Here is an 18,739-nt window from a genome sequence, read left to right as displayed (position 1 = left end):
CACGAGGAACACACCACGGTGACCCCTGCCCCCGTCCACCACAGAACATCGAACGCGCGACCGGAGGAACCTCCCCCGGAAGACGGCGTCCTCGTCGGCGTCGACCTTCGAGGGATCCAGGACTACGTCTACAGCGGTCGGCGCATCCTGGACGCGGTCGGCCGGGCGGCCCTGGTCGCCGAACTCACCGACACCTCCGACCCCGTCCACGGCGTGGCCGACCTGATCCCCGAGCGGTGTCTGATCCTGCGGGACGCAGGAGGCGCACTCACCGCCGTCCTCCCGGACCGGGAGAGCGCCCGCCACCTCGTCTCCCGCTACACGCGCAGGCTCCGGGACCGGGCCGGGGAACTCACCCCCGTGGTGGCCCTCGTACCCTTCGGCGCGCGGGGGCCGGTCGACGGGGGAGAGCCGGAGGCGCCCGACCTGGACACCGCGCTGGCCGTCCTGCCCGCGCGTCTGCGTCGTGCCCGCAGGTACATGTCGGCCCTGCACACCCCGGCGCACGGCTACGGCGTCACGGCGATCTGCTCGGTCGGAGGGGGACCGGCCGAATCGGTGGACAGCAGCCGCTCCGAACACGATCGGGTGGCGGCCGACGTGGTCCGGGCCCGGGGGATCGGGCGTCGGTGGCACCGGGAGCACAGCCGCGCCTGGCTGACGGACGCGGCCACCGCCTCGGGAGACCCGAACCTGGCCCTGCCGATGGAGGTGGACCGGCTGGGCCGCGACCACGGCGGGGTGAGCCGGGTCGCGGTGGTCCACGTGGACGTCAACGGTCTGGGCGCGACCCTGGCCGAGTACCGGGACCGGGTCGGGGATCCGGACCGCCCGGGGTCGGGGGCCCTGGCCCAGCGCTCCCTGTCCACCAGGATCGTCGGCCTCACCGAGGGGCTGGCCCGCGCCCTGGTGCGGGCGGTGGCGGCCACGGTCCGGGTCGACCCGGGGGAGGCGCCGTACGTGCCGGACCGGTGGCACGGCGGCCGCATCACCCTCGACCACGAGCCTCCCGGACCGGTCCGGTTGCCGGTCCGCCCGATCGTGGTGGCCGGGGACGACCTCACCGTCCTGTGCGACGCGCGTCTGGCGTTGAGCATGACGCGGTACGCCATGGAGTGGCTGGACGCCGACCCCGAACGGATCGAGGACCCGGAGGACCCCCGTGCGGCCCTGCACCGTGTCCTGGCCACCGCGCGCGGCATGAGCGGACGGACCGTGGTGAGGGGCGGGCGGCGTCACGTCACCTTCGTGCCCACGGTCGGTGTCGGGATCGCGGTGCAACCGGTGGGAGCGCCCCTCTCCCTCGGCTACGACCTGTGCGAGACGATGTGCCGTATGGCCAAGGACGACCGCGCGGCGCGGATCGAGGAGGATCCGGCCGCCGCCGAGGAGCACGCCGTGGCCTGGACGACCCGCTTCGACGGGGTGGACCGGGTACGAAGGCGACTGGAGGCGGACCTGCGGGAGGAGCCTCCGCGCACCGCCCGTCCGATGAGCGGAGGCGAGTTCTTCCGCTTCCTGGACCGCTACCTGCGCGCCGGCGGCCCGCTCGCCGACGACACGGCCCGGAACCGGGGCTGGTTGGTCTCCTCCCTGGTCCCGCTGCTGGAGTCGGGGGCCGATCCCGCCCCCGAACTGGCCCGACGGGCTCGCGCCACCGGGCGTCCCGTCGCCCTCCCGAGGGACTGGAGCAGGGGGGAGCTGCTCGACGCGGTCGGTGTCATGGACCTGTACGCGGATCCCGGGCTGGCCGAGACCTCGTGCCGGGGCGGGGGAGGGGGCCGATGAGCGTACCGGATCGGATCCTGGTGCGGTTGGTCTCCCCGGCCCTGTTCGTCGGCTCCAGCGCCGATGGCACGGCCGCCGACACCGACGTGGTCACCGACGAGCACGGCCTTCCCCATCTACCTCGCCACCGGCTGGCCGCCCGTCTCAGGGCCGGCGCGGTCTCCGCCTCCGCGGTCTTCCCGGAGTTCGCGGGGACGGTGCACCGCCTCTTCGGCCGGGGGCGTTCCCACGGGAGGGATCGGATCCTGCGGGTGGGGCACGCGGTCACCGGCGACGAGGTGCGGTCCGCGGTGGCCCACGCCCTGGCCGGTCGGTCCGAACCCCTGCGCTCCCGGCTGCGCCGTTCCGTCACCGAGGCCTACACCACCCTGGAATCGGGGGTGGAGATCGGTCCTCACGGGGCGCCCGAGGCGGGCCGGCTGCGCACCGACCGCGTCCTGTCGCCCGGCCTGGTCCTGACCGCCGCCCTGACCTGGTCGGTTCCGCCCGCCCCCGACGACCGACGCTGTCTGGCGATGGCCTGTCTGGCCACCGCTCAGATCGGGCTCAAGGCCACGCGCGGCAGGGGTCGGGTGGACGTGCGGCTGGCGTTCCCCGAGGACCCCGACCCGCACGCCACCACCCTGGCGGAGGCCGGGATCGCGAGGTCGGGGGACGGGGAGGTCGTCCCATGACCTGCCCGACCGAGGAGACCATCGCCTACCTTCCGCTGCGCTACGTCCTCACCGACTCGGTCGCGGTGCGGACCTCCTATGATCCGCTGCGTGTGGACTCCGAGGGCGTGGTGAGCGGCCGGGCCCAACGGGGCATGTTGGCGGCCGCGCTGTCCAGGGCCGGCCGCGAACGCGAGCTGACCGAGTGGGTGGCGCGGGGCGACCGGGTGCGCTTCGCCCCGGCCCACCCCAGGATCGAGGGGGGCGGCGGAGCGGTGGCCGCCCTCCCGGCCCCCGCCCACCTGTACGTTCCGGGAAAGGACGGCGACACCCTGGTGGACGCGTTCGCCGGCGGCACCGACGTCCCCGGCGTCCCCTACCGGGCGCTCAGGGAGCCGGTGACCGTCGACCGTTCTCGACGCGCGAGCGTGGACACCACCGCCGAGCGCTACCTGGGCCGTTCGAGCTCGGGGGAGCGAGGCCGGGGCATGCCCTTCTTCACCACGAGCCTGGACCCGGGGCAGGTCTTCGAGGCCCGGTGGCAGTTGCGCGGCCCCGATCCCGACTTCGTGCGAGGGCTCGCCGAACGGATCCTGGACGTGCTCGCCGAGGCCCGGGGGTCCCTCACCCTGGGCGCGGCCGGCACCCGCGCCCACGGCGGGGTCGAGGTGGGCCCGGTGGACCCCGACCGCCCTCTGTCCCCGGATCGGGTGGACCGGCCGGAGACGCCCTTGTGGAAGGGCGGAGAGGTCGATCTCCTGCTGATCTCCCCGGCCCTGACGGTGGGGGAACAGGGGCAGCATCGTCCGCACGCCCTGGTGCCGGCGGTACGCGAGCTCTGGAAGCGGCGCGCGCCCGAGGCCGATCCTCCCGAGGTGGTGGCCGCCCACGTCGAACCGGTCCTCGTGGGCGCCTACCACCGCGCCTATCGAGGCCCCATGGCGCAGCGTTGGGCCGCCGCGCCCGGATCCGTGGTCCGACTCCGGGCCGGTCGGGCGCCGACCCCGGAGCTGGTCCGGGAGATGGAGTCCCACACGTTGGGGGAGCGGGCCGTGGACGGGTACGGCCAGTTCGTCCTCCTCCCCACGCCCCCGCCCGGAGCCGCGCCGCTTCCGGAGGCCTCGGCCCCCCGACCCGAACGGCGTGAGGGCACCGTCACCCTGACCGACGGTCGGGTCCTGCCGGCGCCCGACCCCCGTGACCACGACCGGTGGCCGGACGATCTCTACGACACCCTGCTCTGGAACGCCGCCGTCGGCCCGGTCCGCGACCACGCGCGCGCCTCGGCGCGCGCCCTTTCCACGTCCGCTCACGGAACCCTGCGTCGGCTGCGAGAGGTGATCTCCGATCCACGCCGTTCCCCGGACGAGGCGCTCACCGCCCTGCGCGCGACCCTGGACGCCTCCGCCGGGACGGGGGACGCCCTCCACCGCCGTCTCGCGGGACTCTCCGGTGGGGAGGCGGCCCTTCGCTGGTGGGCCTCCTCGCGCCCGGAGGACGCCCACGGGTCGGCCTACGCGCGGGGGATCGCCGCCGTGGACCTGGCCCTGGCCGACGGCCTGCCGCCGGCGGAACGCCCGAGCGGCCTGTCGGAGCGGGCCGAACGGTGGGAACGCCGGGACGCGGCACGGCTGTGCCTGTTGTGGGTCGCCTCGTGGCTGGCGGAGGCGGTGCGCGCCCCGCGGGAGGGCACCCGCCGGGGCGAGGGGGGACCACGATGACGGAGGTGCCCAGAGACCCCGACCTGCCTCGACCGACCGCGGTGGTCTGGGAACTGACGGCCCGGCTGTGCCTGCTCACCGACGCCCACATCGGGGCGGCGCGGTCCGTGTCGGGGCACGGGAGCGAGAACGACGGGGTCCTGCCCCTGGACCGGGATCCGATCACGGACGCGCCCCGTCTGAGGGCGACCACCCTCGCCGGGCTGTTGCGGCACGAGCTCACCGCCCGCGCCGACCACGCGGGGGCCGTCGGCCTGTTCGGCGGTGGGGGCCCCGTCTTCGCGCCCAGCGCCCTGGACCTGGACGACGCCCACGCCGAGTGGGCCGAGGCCATCCCGGTGACGGTGCGGACGGGGATCCGGGTGGCCCCCGACACCGGCGCCGCCCTCCCCGGCCGTATGTGGCGGCGGGAGATCCTGCCCGCCGGCACGATGTTCACCTGCCACCTGCGCCTGTGGGTCCCCGCTCTCGCCCACGAGGCCCGACTCCTGAGCCTGCTGCTCCTGGCGACCCGCGGTCTGGAGGGGGAGGGGCCGGGGCTCGGGATCGGGGCCCGTACCGGACGCGGCTACGGGGCGGTCCGCGCCACCCGGTGGGCCGCGCGCCGCCACGATCTCACCGACGCGCGCGGGTGGTCCGGTTTCCACGCGCGCGACTGGGCCGAACGCCACCGGCAGGGCGTCGAGGCGCTCACCGAGAACCCCGGAAGGCTGGCCGACCTCGTGGACCTCGGTCTGCGCGAACACGGCCGGGACGCGGTCGCCGCGCACGTGGCCGCCCGGGCGGCGCTCCCTGATCGCGCGCGTCGCGCCGAGCTCCGTATGGAACTCCACGTGGCCGAACGCGCCGCCCCGCCGGCCGGGCCCCCCACCGGACCGGAGGGGTTGCGGCCCGGGTTGCTCCTGGTGGGCGGGGATCCGGCGGAGGACACACGCCCCGGGGTCGACCGCTCCCACCGCCGGCGCCCCGTGGTCACCGATCCGGACACGGGGGCGACACGGGTCGAACCCGTACTCGGGGACACGGCCCTGTTCGCGCTCCTCAAACGGATCGGGGGTCGACTGGCGCGGGACGCGGCCGAACACCTGGGCGCCCCGGGAGAACGGTGGCGGGCCTGGCACGGGAGTTGGTGGGGAGCGGACTCCGCGCGGACCTCCTCCCCCGAACCCGCCGCGACCCACCACGGCGAGGCCGTGCCCTCCCGCGTCCGGTTGCGGTCCGTCCCCGTCCTGGCCGGCGGGGCGCCGCTGACCACCGCGCGTCGGACCGTGGACGCGCTGTTCGGCGACACCGTCGACGGCCGGCTGTTCACCGCCGAAGCGCACTGCGGCGGCTCGGCCGAGGTCGTCCTGGACGTCATCGGACCCGACGACGCCGTGCGCGGGCTGCTCGCCCTGCTGGTGCGGGAACTGGCGACCGTACCCTTCGACGGAGCGGGCGCGGGGACCGGCGGCGGCAACGGGGGGCTCGTCGCCACCCGGGCGGTCCTGACCACCTACGGCGACCCCTCGTCCCCAGTGGAGACCGAAGGGGACGACGAGGGGGACCCGGTGGACCTCATGGCCGTGTTCGCCGACCCCGAGGGGGAACGGGCCCACGTCGTACGCCGCTGGGTCAGGGCCCTGCACACGCGTCTCACCGGACCGGAGGAGGACGAATCACGATGAGCCCCCACGCCCACGAGCCGCCCGCCCCGTTCGGGGTCGAGGTCGACCGGCTCGACACGGAGGAGGTCGACGGGGTCCTGGACGACGTGTTCGTCCACGGAAGGCGCTGTCGACTCCTGGACGAGTCCGGAGCGGGCCCCGGCCCCCAATGGCTCCTGGCCGAACTCGGCGACGGACGGATCACCGGCTCCTGCCCCGGAGACCGTTGGCGCCGTTCGGACGGGCCGGGCACCGCCCATCTGTCCGCTCCCTCCCTCGACCCCGGTGTCGACCGGTGGCGGATCCTGGAGGTCCTGGTCTTCTCCGCGCACGCCCAGATCCGGTTGGGCGAGGCCGCCGACACGGGATGGATCGCGATCGATTCCACCGAGGAAGGGCCCGAGTGGCTGCGTCCGCGCGACCGCTCCTTCCTCCTTCAGGGCTGGACCGGCGACGACCACGGACGCACCCTGGAGGGGGAGACACCGATGGCGATCACCCGGGAACCCTCGGGCAACGAGGCGGTCCTGCCCGCCCCTTGGACGGTGTTCTCCGGTCGCCTCCGTCACCGTTCCGGGTCGGACCGGGCCGCGCTGGAGAGCCGGGGGACCTGGTTGACCGTCCGCGAGTACTGGGCCGCGGACCCCGACACCGGCGCGGTCGGCGTGGCCTTCCACCGGCTCACCGGCGTCCACAACGGGACCAAGCCCACCGGGCCGGAGTTCGACGTGGGAACCGGCGATCAGATCGAAGAGGGCTGAGGATGGACCCCCGACACATCGCGGCCCGCGTCTCTCGGAACACCGCCCCCCGCCCCCGAGGCCGGGCCACCGCGCCCTACGGCCTGGTCCGGCTGGCCGAGGCCCCCGTTCCCGCCGCCGTCCTGCACGACGGGTACGACACCCACGACCTGCCGCGCTCCCACGACCGCACCGTCCCGGGCACGAACACGGGTTGGATCGAACTGACCCTCACCACCCTGACACCCATCTTCGTGGGCCGGACCGGGGAGGGGGAGGGGCCCTCGCGCTCCTTCCGGCTCCCGGACGGGGACCGGCTCCTGCCGGCGATCCCCGGCACCTCCCTGCGCGGACTGGTGCGCAACACGCTGCGCATGCTCACCGGTGGCGAGACAGGCCCGGTCGACACCCCCATGCTCTTCTTCCGCGCCCCGGTGAGGGAGGGCGGCGCCGACGCCTCCGCGCGCTCCCGCCGGGTGCGCGCCCGACAGCACGAGCACTACCGTCGTCGGCGATCGGGGACCCGCACCGCGCAGGGCTTCCTGTACCACTCCCCTCGGGAGGGGCGCTGGTACGTCGTGGAGGTGCCCGCCACCCCCTTCGGACGCGAACGGGGACGGGCGCTCAAACTGCCCTTCCGTGTGTTGCGGGAGAGCCTCGCGACCTGGGACTTCGGGGTCGACCACTTCCCCGATCCGCCCCGGGACGGGACCTACGTCCCCACCACCCACGCGTCGCACGGGCGCCTACAGTACCGCCGGGTGTACGCCGTCCACCGCTCCGGCCGTGACGGGGTCGCGGCCGTCGCCCCCACCGAGGAGGAGGCCCGCGCCCACCTCGAACGGGGGCGGGGCGACGGAGAGGTGGTCCCCGCTCTGATCGTGCTGACCGGGGTCGCGGCCGAGAGACGGCGCAACGCCTACCTCTTCCCGCTCCCGTCCGACCGGAGCAGGGGACGTCGCCCCGTCCCCGACGCCCTGATCGAGATGTTCGAGTCCGCGGCCCAGATCACCGACTACCAACGGGCGGCCTTCCCCGACACGTTGGGTACCGAGGAAGGCGACCCCGAACGCCCCCCGGTGGCCGGGGGGAGGGGCGGAGGCCTGCCCAGACGGGGCCTCGAACCGGTCTGGTTCGACGTGGACCCCTCCGACCGGGTCGTGTCCTTCGGCCGTTCGGGCGGTTACCGGATCGCGGTCGGCGACGAGAACCCGATCCGAAGGGCCGTCCCGGAGGCGGTCCTGCGGCCCGGGGACGACGACCCCGACCGGGCCGGTCGGACCGTGGACGTGTGCCGCGCGATGTTCGGCGACGTCGACGTGTTCGCGGGGGAGGCCGGGGCCCTCAAGGGGAGGGTGTCCTTCGGCAACGCGGTCGCGGACGACGTCGCCGCCGACCTCACCGACCCCGACCACCCCGACGGCACGGTCCTGCGGGTACGTCTGCTCTCGCCCCGACGCGGCTGCTTCGCCAACTACCTGGTGCAGGGGCCGAACGCGGACGAGGGGGAGCGCCCCGACATCGTCACCTGGTCGCACGAAGGGGACGTGCGCCTGGGCGGATACAAGATCTACCTGCACCGTCACCGGCCGGTGACGGGCCCCTTCCCCTACGACGCGCGCTCCCTGAGGGAGCTGGGGATCGAGATACCGCCGCCGGGCGGAGGAGGCCCCGGCCGGACCCACCGCGACATCGTCCCCCTGCGGGACGGGCTCGTCCTGCGCTCCCGGATCACCTTCACCAACCTCACCGACGCCGAACTCGGGGCCCTCATGCGTGCCCTGCTCCTCGACAATCCGGTCGACGGAGGGGACCCGAACGATCCCGAACACGCGCACAAGATCGGGATGGGCCGCTCGTTGGGGATGGGAAGCGTCCACCTGCGCCCCGAGTTGTACCTGGTGGACCGAGGGGCCCGCGCCGCCGACCTGTCGCTGCGACCCGACTCCGGGGTCGTCCACGCCGACGAACGCCGCGTCCGGGAACTGCTCGACGCCTTCTCCGCGGCGCTGGTGGCCCACCGCCTTCCGGGGGAGCCCTCCCCGGAACGGTGGCGGGAGGTCGACCAGGCGGTCGACCTGTGCCTGGCCACCCGGTGGCGGCGGCGCCTCCCCTGGGAGGAGACCGCGGTGATGTCGGCGGGCGGGTTCGCCGAGTACCCGGTCCTGCCGCCGCTGACCGAGCGGTTCCGTCGGGCGGGGCTCAGCCCCGAGAGGTGATCGTCTCGGCCAGCGCCTCCAAGAGGTCGGCCCGCAGGTCGGGGTCCTCCCGCGCGTCGCGCCACCGCTCCGGGACGGCGGGCCCCTCCACCAGCAACCGGCACAGCAGGAGGTCGAGCGAGCCGGTGGGGTCGGCGTCGAAGGCGGCCCGGTGGGCCTGTGCCTCGGCGGTCAGCTCCCGGGCCAGCCAGGACAACCACCGCTGTTCGTCACGGCGCAACACCTCGCGTCGATCGCCGTCCTCCTCCCACGGCGAGGTCTCGGGGACCGGGGTGTAGGGGGCGCTGCGGGCACGGCCGCGGGCGTGCTGCACCAGGGTGAAGTGCGCGGGCATGAGCGTGGACATCCGGCCCAGGACACCGGTCAGACGACGGGCCAGATCCTCTCCGGTCAGCTCGGGCAGCAGCCCGCGCAGCAGCAGGCGGCGCCGCTGGTCCGGGGTGCGCCCCGGGTCGGCGTCCTTGCCCGAGGCGAGTTCGGCCAGCTTGCGCAACAGGTAGTCGCCGGTGGCGGTCGAGACCATCGGCGGTTCCTTTCCCACGGTCATCGGTCGTCCGTACAGGTCGGCCACGGGAACGGCGCTGCCGTCCTCGGTGAAGGACACCGACTCACCGGGGGTGATGTCCTCGGGAAGGTCGGCGGCGGGGTTACCGCGCCCGGCGGTGAGCACCAGCATGGCCAGGGCCTCCTGCTCGACCACGTCGGTGGCCACGTGGGAGACGTCGCGCCGCTGGGCCCACCGGCGGGGGCGTTCGGAGAAGGCGCTGCGGGCCTTGCCGTTGGGCGCCGGGTGCGGGTAGACCCGCCGCAGGTTCTTGTACGAACGGTCACGGCGCACGTCGTCCAAGGCGTCGCGGAGCCGGTGCGCGGCGGTACGGTCCACCCCGTCGGGGCCGGGCCTGGCCCGCCCCATGCGCACGGCGAGTACCCCGTGCGGATCGCCGCCGTGCTCGGAGCACGGACAGTGTTCGACGCACAGGTCGATGTAGTCCCAGAACTGTTGGGTGTGCTGAGCGCAGCCCTGGGCGGTTCCGTCGGTGGAGCACGGCCCGCATCCGAGCACGCGGGTGAACACGCGCAGGAAGGTGGCCGAACCGTACAACTCCCAGGCGGAGCAGTGGTGCTTGCTCACGAACTCTTCTCCCCGGATACTCCGGGGCCGGGATGCCTCCCCAGCCCTTCCGGGAAGACGTGCGGACGAGTCGCGAACCCTGTGCGACACCCCCGGGTCAGCGGGAGGTCATATAACAAAATAGGGCCGATGAGGGTGAAAAGTCAATTGTCGATGGCCATTATCGAAAAGCGGGAACGCCATTTCCTTTCGTGAATCGGTCAGGACGGAACAGGGGTACCAGGGGGAACACGGGTCCGTTCCGTCGAGGTCACACGGATGTGTCCGAGAGAGTGCGGTGAGAACCGGACCGGCCGGCAGCGGGGGTCCACCGGAACGAGAGAGATCGAGAGGCCGCCGTATGAGGGTGATCAACCTGACCCCGCACGAGGTGAGAGTGGTCGACGAGGAGGCCCGGGTCATTCGCACCTGGCCCAGCGCGCCCCGCCCGGCCAGGGTGGAGGCGGCGCGGGTGCCGCTCAGGGACCTGGACGGCATCCCCCTCATGGCCGAGAGACGGACCAGGGCGGCCAACCTGCCCGAACCCCGGGCAGGGGTGTGGTTCATCGTCTCGTCCGTGGTCAGTTCGGCCCATCCCGAACGAGGAGACCTGTTGGTCCCCTCCGACCTGGTCAGGGATGGCAGAGGGGTCGTCACCGCCTGCCGTTCCTTCGTGGTCGTCTCCGATTCGGTGTGCGGGGCCCGCCCCCTCCCCTTGGCGTCGACCGCCCCCGGATGAGTACGGTGGGGGCGTCCGCGACCACCCGGAGACGATCGGCGCACGGATCGCCCCCATCCCCTGGGAGAGGAGAACGTGGACGCACCCGGAGCCGCCATCGTCCTCGTGGGCCAGAACCCCACACCGGCCCTCCTGGCCTCGTCGACGCTGCCCGTGGAACGGCTGTTCCTGGTCTGTAGCGACGGCACCTCGCCGGTGGCCCACCGCGTCGTCGACGCGGTCCACCGCCTCCACGACGACCGTTCGGCGCGCGCGCTCAGCGTGGGCCCGGATCCGCACGACCCCCGTGCCGTCACCGCGGTCCTGGAACGGATCCGCCGCGAACTCGACGGACGCCCCTGGTACCTGGACTACACCGGGGGGACCAAGATCATGAGCGTGGTCGCGGCCCTGCACCACGAACGCTCGCTCCCTCCCGGATCCCGAGGGTTGCGCCGCTACCTCGACCCGCACGGCGCCCCGTCACGGGAGGACCCCGGTCCGGACCTGAGCACGCTGGCCGCGATCCACGGCGCCCACTGGGCGGAACGGCGCGACCCCGAGCCGGTGCGGATCTACCTGCGCGGCGGCGAGGACGCCCTGCGCGAGGCCTACCCGAGACTCCCCGAAGGCGAGGTGAACGGTATCTCCGCCGAGGGGCGCGTCCTGTCCCACCTGCGCAGCCTGACCCGCGGCCGCGACGACACCGAGGTACTGGGATCCCGCCGGATCGTCGACCCCTACCGGCCGGGCGGCTCCATCGCCGACTTCGACGTCCTCTTCCGCCACCGGCACCGGGTGCTGTGCGTGGAGGTCAAGAGCCGGGCCGAGGACGTGGTGGCCCGGGCCGGATGGACCGTGGCCAAGGCCCGCCGCGTGTTCGGCGGCGCCGCCCGGATCCTCTTCGTCTACGCGGGGCCGCCCGTCGACGACCTGCGGGAACGGCTCACCGCCTACAACCCGGCCCTGTCGGCCCGCAACGTCCACGTCTGGCACTTGGACGCGTTCCTGGCCAGGATGACCACGTTCGAGGCCCTGCGCCGCGCCTTCCTGCCCGAGAGCCCCCCTCGCCCCCGAGAGGCCACCGATCCGGAGGACCCGCGCACGCCCTCCACACCGCCGGCCCCACGACCGCGCCATCCCGCGCCGGAGGAGGGGCCCCTGCTCGTCACCCCGCTGGGCGGCAGCCGGTTGGGCGCCCTGACCGCCCTGCACGCCCACCGCCCCTCCCGGGCCCTGGTCCTGCCCTCCCGGCAGAGCCTGCGCACCAAGGTGCGCGAGGCGGCGGCCCGCACGCTGTACGCGGTCGAACACCCCGGAGCGGAGGCGCCCGACGACGCGACCCTGCGTTCGGAGGGCTACCGTGATCGGGTGCGGCTGGCCGCCGACCCGGTGGACGGGTTCGACCCCGCCGCGGTGACCCGGAGCGTGGGCGCGTGGATCGACCGAGAACGCGACGGGGACCGGCCGGTCGTCGTCGACTTCACCACCGGGACCAAGGCGATGAGCCTGGGACTGGCCGAGGCGGCGCGCGGGGCCGGAGCCTGCGCCACCTACCAACTGGCCAGGGAACGGGCCGTGGTCTGCCTGGAGCACGGGCGTCGGGAGCTTCGAGGACGCGCCCGCCCGGACTGGTCGCTGGTGCTGTCCGGTTACGAACCCCTCGACGGGGCGCTGCGCGACGTGGTGCGGGGGCCGGCGCTCGACCAGGTCGATGTGGAGTTGCTGGACCTGGCGGCGCGCTCCCTGATCGAGGCCTCCTCCACCGGGTGCCGGGTGTGGTGGGACCCCTCCCTCGCCGACGGACAGGCCTTCCTCACCGCCCGTGAACGTCCCGGCCTGGCCCTGGCCTTCGACGATCGCGTGGTGGGTCTGGCCGCCCCCGGATGGAGACGGCGCCGCACCCCCGAAGGGCCGCTCCGCGCGGTGAGCCCGGGAGGCTGGGCGCAGAGCGTGTTCGCCGCGACCACGCACCTGGCGGTCCGCTGCGACGTGGCCGGAACGCTCCTGGCGCTGACACGGCCCGGCCGTGACGTGACCAGGGCGGGGGAGCTGGTGGACTGGATCGCGCAGGGCCCGACGGGGGAGACCGCGAACGAGGGGATCCGCTTCGGGGACCCCCACCGGCCCATGGTGGTGGAGGTCGATCCGGCGGCGCCGCCCGCCCTGCTCGGCACCGACGTCGGAGGGCTCTGAACAGGGCACGGGTCTATCGGCGGACCTCCCTTCGACGGTTTCACCACCGAACGTGCTCTTCCTCCCATACCGGGAACGCAACCTCCGAAGGGGGTGGAACGTCTCATTCCCCGCGCGTCACCGGAGCACCGGTGCGCGACTCTCGGAACACGAGGGCCGCGCGGACGGCGCGAGAGCGGAAGAGGAATCGAGAACGTGCGTTTCACGGGTGTCATGGTCCTGGGCGGTGTCGCCACACTGCTCCTGGCGGGATGCGCCCCGCCGAGTGCCGCTCCGGAGGAGGACGGCGGGCCCGCCGACTTCGCCTTGGGCACCATCGACTGGGAGCCCTGCAAGAACGAGGAGGAGTTGGCCGAGGCCCCCGAGTGGGACGGCGACCCCGAATGGCTGGAGACGCTGGAGTGCGGGACCCTCGACGTCCCCCTCGACCACGCCGATCCCGGTCAGGGGACCATCGGGCTCGCCATGGTCCGACGCCCCGCCGAGGGGTCGGACGAGGACCGGATCGGCTCCCTCGTGCTGAACCCGGGCGGGCCGGGCGAGACCGGGGTGGACCTGCTGGACTTCCCCATGTTCGACGACCCGATCCTCTCCGCCTTCGACCTGGTCTCCTTCGACCCGCGCGGTGTCGGTGACAGCGGCGGCTTCGCCTGCGGAGACTGGTTCGCCCTCGACGAGGCGCGTAGCGCGATCGAGGATCCGACCCGGGTGAGCGACGCCGAGCTGGACGCTCTGGAGGAGGCCGCCCGCGCCTACGCCGACGACTGCGCCGAAGAGGTGGGCGAGGACTTCCTCGCCGCGATCGGCACGGTGAACGTGGTGCGCGACCTGGACCTGATCCGTGAGGCGCTGGGCGACGAGCGGCTGAGCTACGTGGGCTTCTCCTATGGCACCTACATCGGTGCCCTGTACGCCGAGATGTACCCGGAGAACACCCGCGCCCTGGTCCTGGACGGGGCGGTGGAGACCGAGCGTCCCAACGTCGAGGTCGCCGTCGACCAGGCCGAGGGCTTCCAGTACGCCTGGGACCTGTTCGTCGAGGACTGCTCCGCCGCGGGCGAGTGCCCCTTCTCCGACCCGGCCGCCTCCGAAGGGTGGATGGCGGACCTGCTGGAGGACCTCGACGCCGACCCGCCCATGGCGCGGGACGTCGAGGTGGACGGGGCGACCCTGATGTCGATGATCTCCCAGCAGCTCTACTACGAGAACTCCGGTGACCTGCTGGCCGCCACCCTGACCGCTCTGGACGAGGACACGCAGGGGGCGGGCGAGTACCTCGACGTCCTCTACGACGACACGTTCGCCGAGTACGAGGAGGAATCCGACGACTGGTCGGACAAGCCCGGCATGACGTGGGCGGACGAGGAGGCGGCGCTGACGGCGATCAACTGCGCCGACCGGACCGACCCCACCGACGCCGACGCCTACCGTCGCGCCGCGCAGGAGGCGGCCGTGGACTCCCCGCTCTTCGGCTCCGACCTGGTCTGGGAGCAGCTCCCCTGCGCCTACTGGCCCGACACCGAGGAGGCGCCGAGCGGCTTCACCGCGCCCGACGCCCCGCCGATCGTCGTGGTCGGCACCCTGGGCGACCCCGCCACCCCCTACACCTGGGCCGAGGAGCTGGCCGGGCAGCTGGACTCCGCGGTCCTGCTCACCTACGAGGGCACGGGCCACACCGCCTACGCCTACGGTGACCCGTGCGTGGACCCGGCGGTGGACTCCTACCTGCTGACGGGCGAGATGCCCGAGGAGGGGCTGTCCTGCCCCGCCTGGGAGTGGTGAGGACCCGCTAGGGAGAGGGCACGTCCCTCTCCCACCCGGGTAAAACACACCAGAACGGACTATTGACCCGCTTGTCGGCATGTTCGCCATGCGTGTCTCGACGATCACTCAGAGTATGTGAATCTCGGTCGTCGGGGGTCACGGATGAGGTCGGTTGTGCGGGTGCGCGTTACGAAGACGGGGGCGTTCGGGCTCGGAGCCCTGGCGGTGGTCGTGGTCGCCACGTCGATCACGGCCCACGCCGACGTCGGCGGGGACCACCCCTTCCACGGACAGAGCATCGCCTGGGAACCGTGCCTGACCCCCGAGGAACTCGCCGCCACCGAGACCGTCGAAGGCGATCCCGACTGGCTCCGCCGTCTGGAATGCGGGACGGTCACCGTCCCCATGGACCACGGCGACCCCGAAGGCCGGACCCTGGACCTGGCGCTCGTCCGCCACCCCGCCCAGGGGCCGGCCGACGGGCGCCGGGGCTCCCTGGTCTTCGAGTTCGGCGGCCCCGGGGTCTCCGGCGTCGACACCTTCCTCGCCGGCTCCCTGCCCCTGGGGCGGGAGATCCGAGACTCCTTCGACCTGGTCTCCTTCGACCCGCGCGGCGTCGGCGACAGCGAAGGGTTCTCCTGCCCCCTCCTGCGCGTCATGGACCGCCCCCTGTCCGAAGCGGACCGGATCGGCGCCGCCGAGGTGGAAGGCGACCTCCTCACCGACATGGAGAAGAGCGCCCACGCACTGGCCGCCGCCTGCGAGAAGGAGGCCGGCGCCGACTTCCTCGCCACCATGGGCACCGTCAACGTCACCCGCGACCTCGACATCATGCGCGACGCCCTGGGCGACGAACGACTGAACTACGTGGGCTTCTCCTACGGCACCTACATCGGCGCCCTGTACGCCGAGATGTACCCGGAGAACACCCGCGCCCTGGTCCTGGACGGCGCCGTCCAGACCGAACGCGACGTCGTCTCCGAGGCGGTCGAACAGACCGGCGGACTCCAGACCTCCTGGGAGGCCTTCGTCGCCTTCTGCCTGGACCGGGCCGAACCGTGTCCCTTCACCGGTACCGACTCCGCCCTCCGGGAGATGGAGGGGATCCTGGACGGCGTCGACGCCGAACCCCTCCGCGTCGCGGACCGCACCCTGGACCGGGACGGGTTCCTCGACCTGCTGCGCGGCGCCCTCTACACCGAGACGCTCTGGTACGACACCGCGGGCCTGCTCGCCCGACTGGCCGAGGGCGAACGCGACGACTTCGTCCACGACTACCTGCTCGGGCTGCTGCGCCGGGACGGCGACGAGACCCCGGGGATGGAGGAATCGGCCCACCTCGCCGTCCGATGCGCCGACCACGCCGCCCCGACCGACGTGCGCGACTACCAGGAGGGCGCGATCCGCGCCACCCGCCTCTCCCCGCTCTTCGGCGGCGATGAGGTCTGGCGCAAACTGCCCTGCGCCTACTGGCCCGACACCGAGATCGCCCCCATCGGGGTCACCGCGCCGATGGCCCCGCCGATCCTGGTCGTGGGCACCCTCGGCGACCCGGCGACCCCGTACACGTGGGCGAGGGAGATGGCCGACCGGCTGGCCACGGCGACCCTGCTCACCTACGAGGGAGGCGGCCACACCGCCTACGCCAAGGGCCACCCCTGCGTGAACGAGGCCGTCGACGCCTACCTCCTCCGGGGCGAACTCCCCGAGGAGGGCACCGTCTGCCCCACGGGTTCCTGAGCCTCCCCCCGAGTACCGATGGATCCCTCCCACGGGGGAGGCGGCACGGCCGTCGTCCGCACGAGAATCGGAGAAGAACGACACGCCACGAGGGAGCACGACATGGACACCGAACGGACGCACGACCCGATCACGAGGACCACGTCTCCCGTGTGGCTCGCGTACGCGGCCTCCGGTACCGGACTGCTCCTGGGCGCGGCGCACCTGACGGTCACCGGGGGCCTCCTGTTGAGCGAGGCCCGGAACCCCACACCCGGCTACCTGGCCTGGATGTTCGTCCCCGTCCTCATCGCCCTGGCCATCGCGGCCGTGCCCTTGACGCTCATCGACCCCCGCCGGGCCCGCTCCCCTTGGCCTCGACGTGCCTGCGGTGTGATCGCCGTCCTCACGGCGGCTCTCGCCCTCTTCGGGCTCGCGCCCCTGGCCTTCGGAGCCGCCCCGCTCTCCGTCTTCCTCGGCCCGGGACCCTACGCCCTGACCTGCGCGGTGGCCTTCACCGCCCTCACCCTGAGCGCCCGCAGGCCCCGCCCGTAGGGGTGGGCCCCGGGCTCTCCTGTGAGCGCCCGAGGCCCGGATCCGTGCCGGTCCGCGCGGGCGTCTCATATCCTGTTCCGAGACCGGAGGCGAACCTTCCACCCCGGTCCCTCACATCCCCCACGATCCCGAACAGGCATCCCCCATGCACCGTTCCCCATTTCCCGCGACCCTCGTGCCCCTGACCGACCCGTTCCCGCCGGGTCTCATCGTCATCGGAAGCCCCCATGCCTGAGCCCGGGCGAGAAAGAGTGCGCTTCAAAAGATGGACCTCGGCCACCGTCGCGTGGCTGATATACGCGATGTGCGGGTTCGGATGTTTCGCCATCGGTGGTGGGACCGGGGACTCGGGGCGGATGGAATGGGCCGATGTTCCGATCCTCCTGTTGGTCTTCGTCTCCTCTTCCACGCTGGCGTGGCTCTGGTCGATGCTCGGTGTGCTGACCGGGGTGAGGATGCGCGGTCAGAACGTGATCGTGCGGAACTTCGCGAGGGAGGTGGAGTTCCCCGCCTTCGTGGTCACCGGCGTGCACTGGGTGGGAGGCATATCCCTTTCGCTACGGGGAGGGCACTCGATCAAGTGCATCGCCTTTCCCGACTCCCTCATGTCCCTGATCCTGGGGTACCGGAACTTCAGAGGTGTGGCGAGGGCGCTCGAACGGGAGATCGCCGAGAGGTCGATCCGTTTCCCCGAGACGGACGAGGCCCACGCCGAAGAGCGTTATCGATGGGGTCTTTCCACATTCCTCGGCATTCTGGCCTCGTACTTCCTGCTCTTTCTTCTCGGCTACGTGATATTCGTCTGAGCGGCGGGCGAGCCGGGGGAGGTGTCCTCGTTTTCCTCTTCCCGATAACGGGCCGGTGGGACGTCGAACTCCCGCTTGAACGCTCCGGCGAAGGCGAACCGGGAGGCGTAACCGGCCCTGGCGGCGATGGTGTCGATCGAGGTGTCCGTCTCGCGCAACAGCCGTGCGGCGAGGGTCAACCTCCACCAGGTCACGTAGGTCAAGGGCGGCATGCCCACCAGGGAACCGAAGCGGCGGGAGAAGGCGGCCCGGGACAGCCCCGCGCGCTCGCCCAACCTCTCCACGGTCCAAGGGTGCGCCGGATCCAGGTGGACGGCCCGGAGCGCGGCGTGCACGGCCGGGTCCCGGAGCGCCTCGGTGAAACCCCGCCTCTCTCCCTCCTCACCCGTGCACTCCTCCAGGTGGGTGCGCAGGATGTACACGAGCATCATGTCCAACAGGTGCGGTACCAGGGTGTCCGCGCCCGGACGTTGCGAGCCCAGCTCCCGACCGAGCAACCCCACCGCCAGCGGCAGTTCTGAGCGTCGATCCGGGCGGGCCGCCAGATGGACCACGGAAGGCAGGTCCACGAGCAACGGATGGGGACGGGCGCCTCCGGAGTGGTAGAAGCCGCTCACCGTGACGCAGGACAGCTCACTCGCGCCCTCCTTTCCCAGGGCGCCTGAGGTGGCGGCACCGAAGCGCTGGAAGTGCCGCGGCAGACGTTCCGAACAGACCAGGTTCGGGACGGGCTCACCGGGCTCGGGACTCAACAGCCCGTCCCGCCGTCGTAGGAAGTCCACGCAGCCCAGGTCGGAGGGGGAGACGTCGGGGCCGCTGGCCAGAGAGTGTTCATCTCCTCTCGGCAGGAAGAGCACGTCGCCGGGGCCCAGGGGGATCGAGGACCGCCCGTCCATGAACAGCCGACACGAGCCCTGAAGGATCACGTGGAAGCCGGACCCCGGCGGCTCCGAGCCGGTGAAGCGCATGCCCCAAGGGGCGTACCACTCGACCCGGGCCGAACGGGGGTGTCCGGTGCGCACGGTCGAGACGACGTCGCTGAGTACATCCATGCCCTCAACGTATCCGCGATGCCCCTTCGGAAAGATGATCACTGATAGATC

Annotated in this window: 14 protein-coding genes; 12 read left to right on the top strand and 2 right to left on the bottom strand. The window is 72.9% G+C overall.

What is annotated here, in order from left to right:
- The first annotated feature begins 18 nt into the window (after nt 1-18).
- The 6 genes from U9J66_RS19185 to U9J66_RS19160 are packed head-to-tail and all read left to right on the top strand — an operon-like array spanning nt 19 to nt 8,767.
- The gene (locus U9J66_RS19185; protein WP_326338309.1) at nt 19-1,788 is read left to right on the top strand and encodes a hypothetical protein; all 1,770 of its coding nucleotides are present in this window, start codon (nt 19-21) and stop codon (nt 1,786-1,788) included.
- The gene (locus U9J66_RS19180) at nt 1,785-2,462 is read left to right on the top strand and encodes a hypothetical protein (RefSeq protein WP_017535427.1); all 678 of its coding nucleotides are present in this window, start codon (nt 1,785-1,787) and stop codon (nt 2,460-2,462) included. Before U9J66_RS19185 ends, U9J66_RS19180 begins: the two co-directional genes overlap by 4 nt.
- Nucleotides 2,459-4,162, top strand: coding sequence for a hypothetical protein (locus U9J66_RS19175; protein WP_326338308.1), 1,704 nt, complete (start codon nt 2,459-2,461; stop codon nt 4,160-4,162). Before U9J66_RS19180 ends, U9J66_RS19175 begins: the two co-directional genes overlap by 4 nt.
- On the top strand, nt 4,159-5,829 hold the full coding sequence (locus U9J66_RS19170; protein ID WP_326338307.1) for an RAMP superfamily CRISPR-associated protein: 1,671 nt from the start codon (nt 4,159-4,161) through the stop codon (nt 5,827-5,829). The genes U9J66_RS19175 and U9J66_RS19170 overlap by 4 nt, the downstream gene beginning before the upstream one ends.
- A complete protein-coding gene (locus U9J66_RS19165; RefSeq protein WP_017535424.1) occupies nt 5,826-6,569 on the top strand; it encodes a hypothetical protein in 744 nt (247 codons plus the stop codon). The genes U9J66_RS19170 and U9J66_RS19165 overlap by 4 nt, the downstream gene beginning before the upstream one ends.
- A gap of 2 nt (nt 6,570-6,571) precedes the next feature.
- Nucleotides 6,572-8,767, top strand: coding sequence for a TIGR03986 family type III CRISPR-associated RAMP protein (locus U9J66_RS19160; protein WP_326338306.1), 2,196 nt, complete (start codon nt 6,572-6,574; stop codon nt 8,765-8,767).
- Here U9J66_RS19160 and U9J66_RS19155 read toward each other — a convergent pair.
- Entirely contained in the window at nt 8,751-9,899 is a 1,149-nt protein-coding gene (locus tag U9J66_RS19155; RefSeq protein WP_042283478.1) for a hypothetical protein, read from the bottom strand. The two genes, U9J66_RS19160 and U9J66_RS19155, sit on opposite strands and share 17 nt — an antisense overlap.
- Before the next feature lie 340 nt (nt 9,900-10,239).
- On the opposite strand from U9J66_RS19155, the gene U9J66_RS19150 reads away from it, so the two are divergent.
- The 6 genes from U9J66_RS19150 (at nt 10,240) to U9J66_RS19125 (ending at nt 17,636) form a co-directional block, all read left to right on the top strand.
- Nucleotides 10,240-10,617: a hypothetical protein gene (locus U9J66_RS19150; protein WP_014912296.1), complete on the top strand. Its 378-nt coding sequence runs from the start codon at nt 10,240-10,242 to the stop codon at nt 10,615-10,617.
- A gap of 75 nt (nt 10,618-10,692) precedes the next feature.
- A complete protein-coding gene (locus U9J66_RS19145; protein WP_326338305.1) occupies nt 10,693-12,792 on the top strand; it encodes a CRISPR-associated protein in 2,100 nt (699 codons plus the stop codon).
- Nucleotides 12,793-12,987: 195 nt separating this feature from the next.
- Nucleotides 12,988-14,574 (top strand): alpha/beta hydrolase, encoded by a 1,587-nt coding sequence (locus U9J66_RS19140; RefSeq protein WP_161110134.1) that lies wholly within the window; start codon nt 12,988-12,990, stop codon nt 14,572-14,574.
- A gap of 144 nt (nt 14,575-14,718) precedes the next feature.
- Nucleotides 14,719-16,296 (top strand): alpha/beta hydrolase, encoded by a 1,578-nt coding sequence (locus U9J66_RS19135; RefSeq protein WP_326338304.1) that lies wholly within the window; start codon nt 14,719-14,721, stop codon nt 16,294-16,296.
- 102 nt (nt 16,297-16,398) lie between these two features.
- Nucleotides 16,399-16,830: a hypothetical protein gene (locus U9J66_RS19130; protein ID WP_326338303.1), complete on the top strand. Its 432-nt coding sequence runs from the start codon at nt 16,399-16,401 to the stop codon at nt 16,828-16,830.
- A 386-nt stretch (nt 16,831-17,216) separates the two neighbouring features.
- Nucleotides 17,217-17,636, top strand: coding sequence for a hypothetical protein (locus tag U9J66_RS19125; protein ID WP_326338302.1), 420 nt, complete (start codon nt 17,217-17,219; stop codon nt 17,634-17,636).
- Here the strand turns inward: U9J66_RS19125 and U9J66_RS19120 are convergent.
- Nucleotides 17,618-18,688 carry an AraC family transcriptional regulator gene (locus tag U9J66_RS19120; protein WP_326338301.1) on the bottom strand — a complete coding sequence of 357 codons (1,071 nt, stop codon included), beginning with the start codon at nt 18,686-18,688 and terminating at the stop codon, nt 17,618-17,620. The genes U9J66_RS19125 and U9J66_RS19120 overlap by 19 nt on opposite strands.
- Nucleotides 18,689-18,739: the final 51 nt, after the last annotated feature.

This window comes from Nocardiopsis sp. LDBS1602 (assembly GCF_035818715.1).
Classification (GTDB): Bacteria; Actinomycetota; Actinomycetes; order Streptosporangiales; family Streptosporangiaceae; genus Nocardiopsis; species Nocardiopsis alba.
This window is presented reverse-complemented; position numbering and strand designations above follow the sequence as displayed.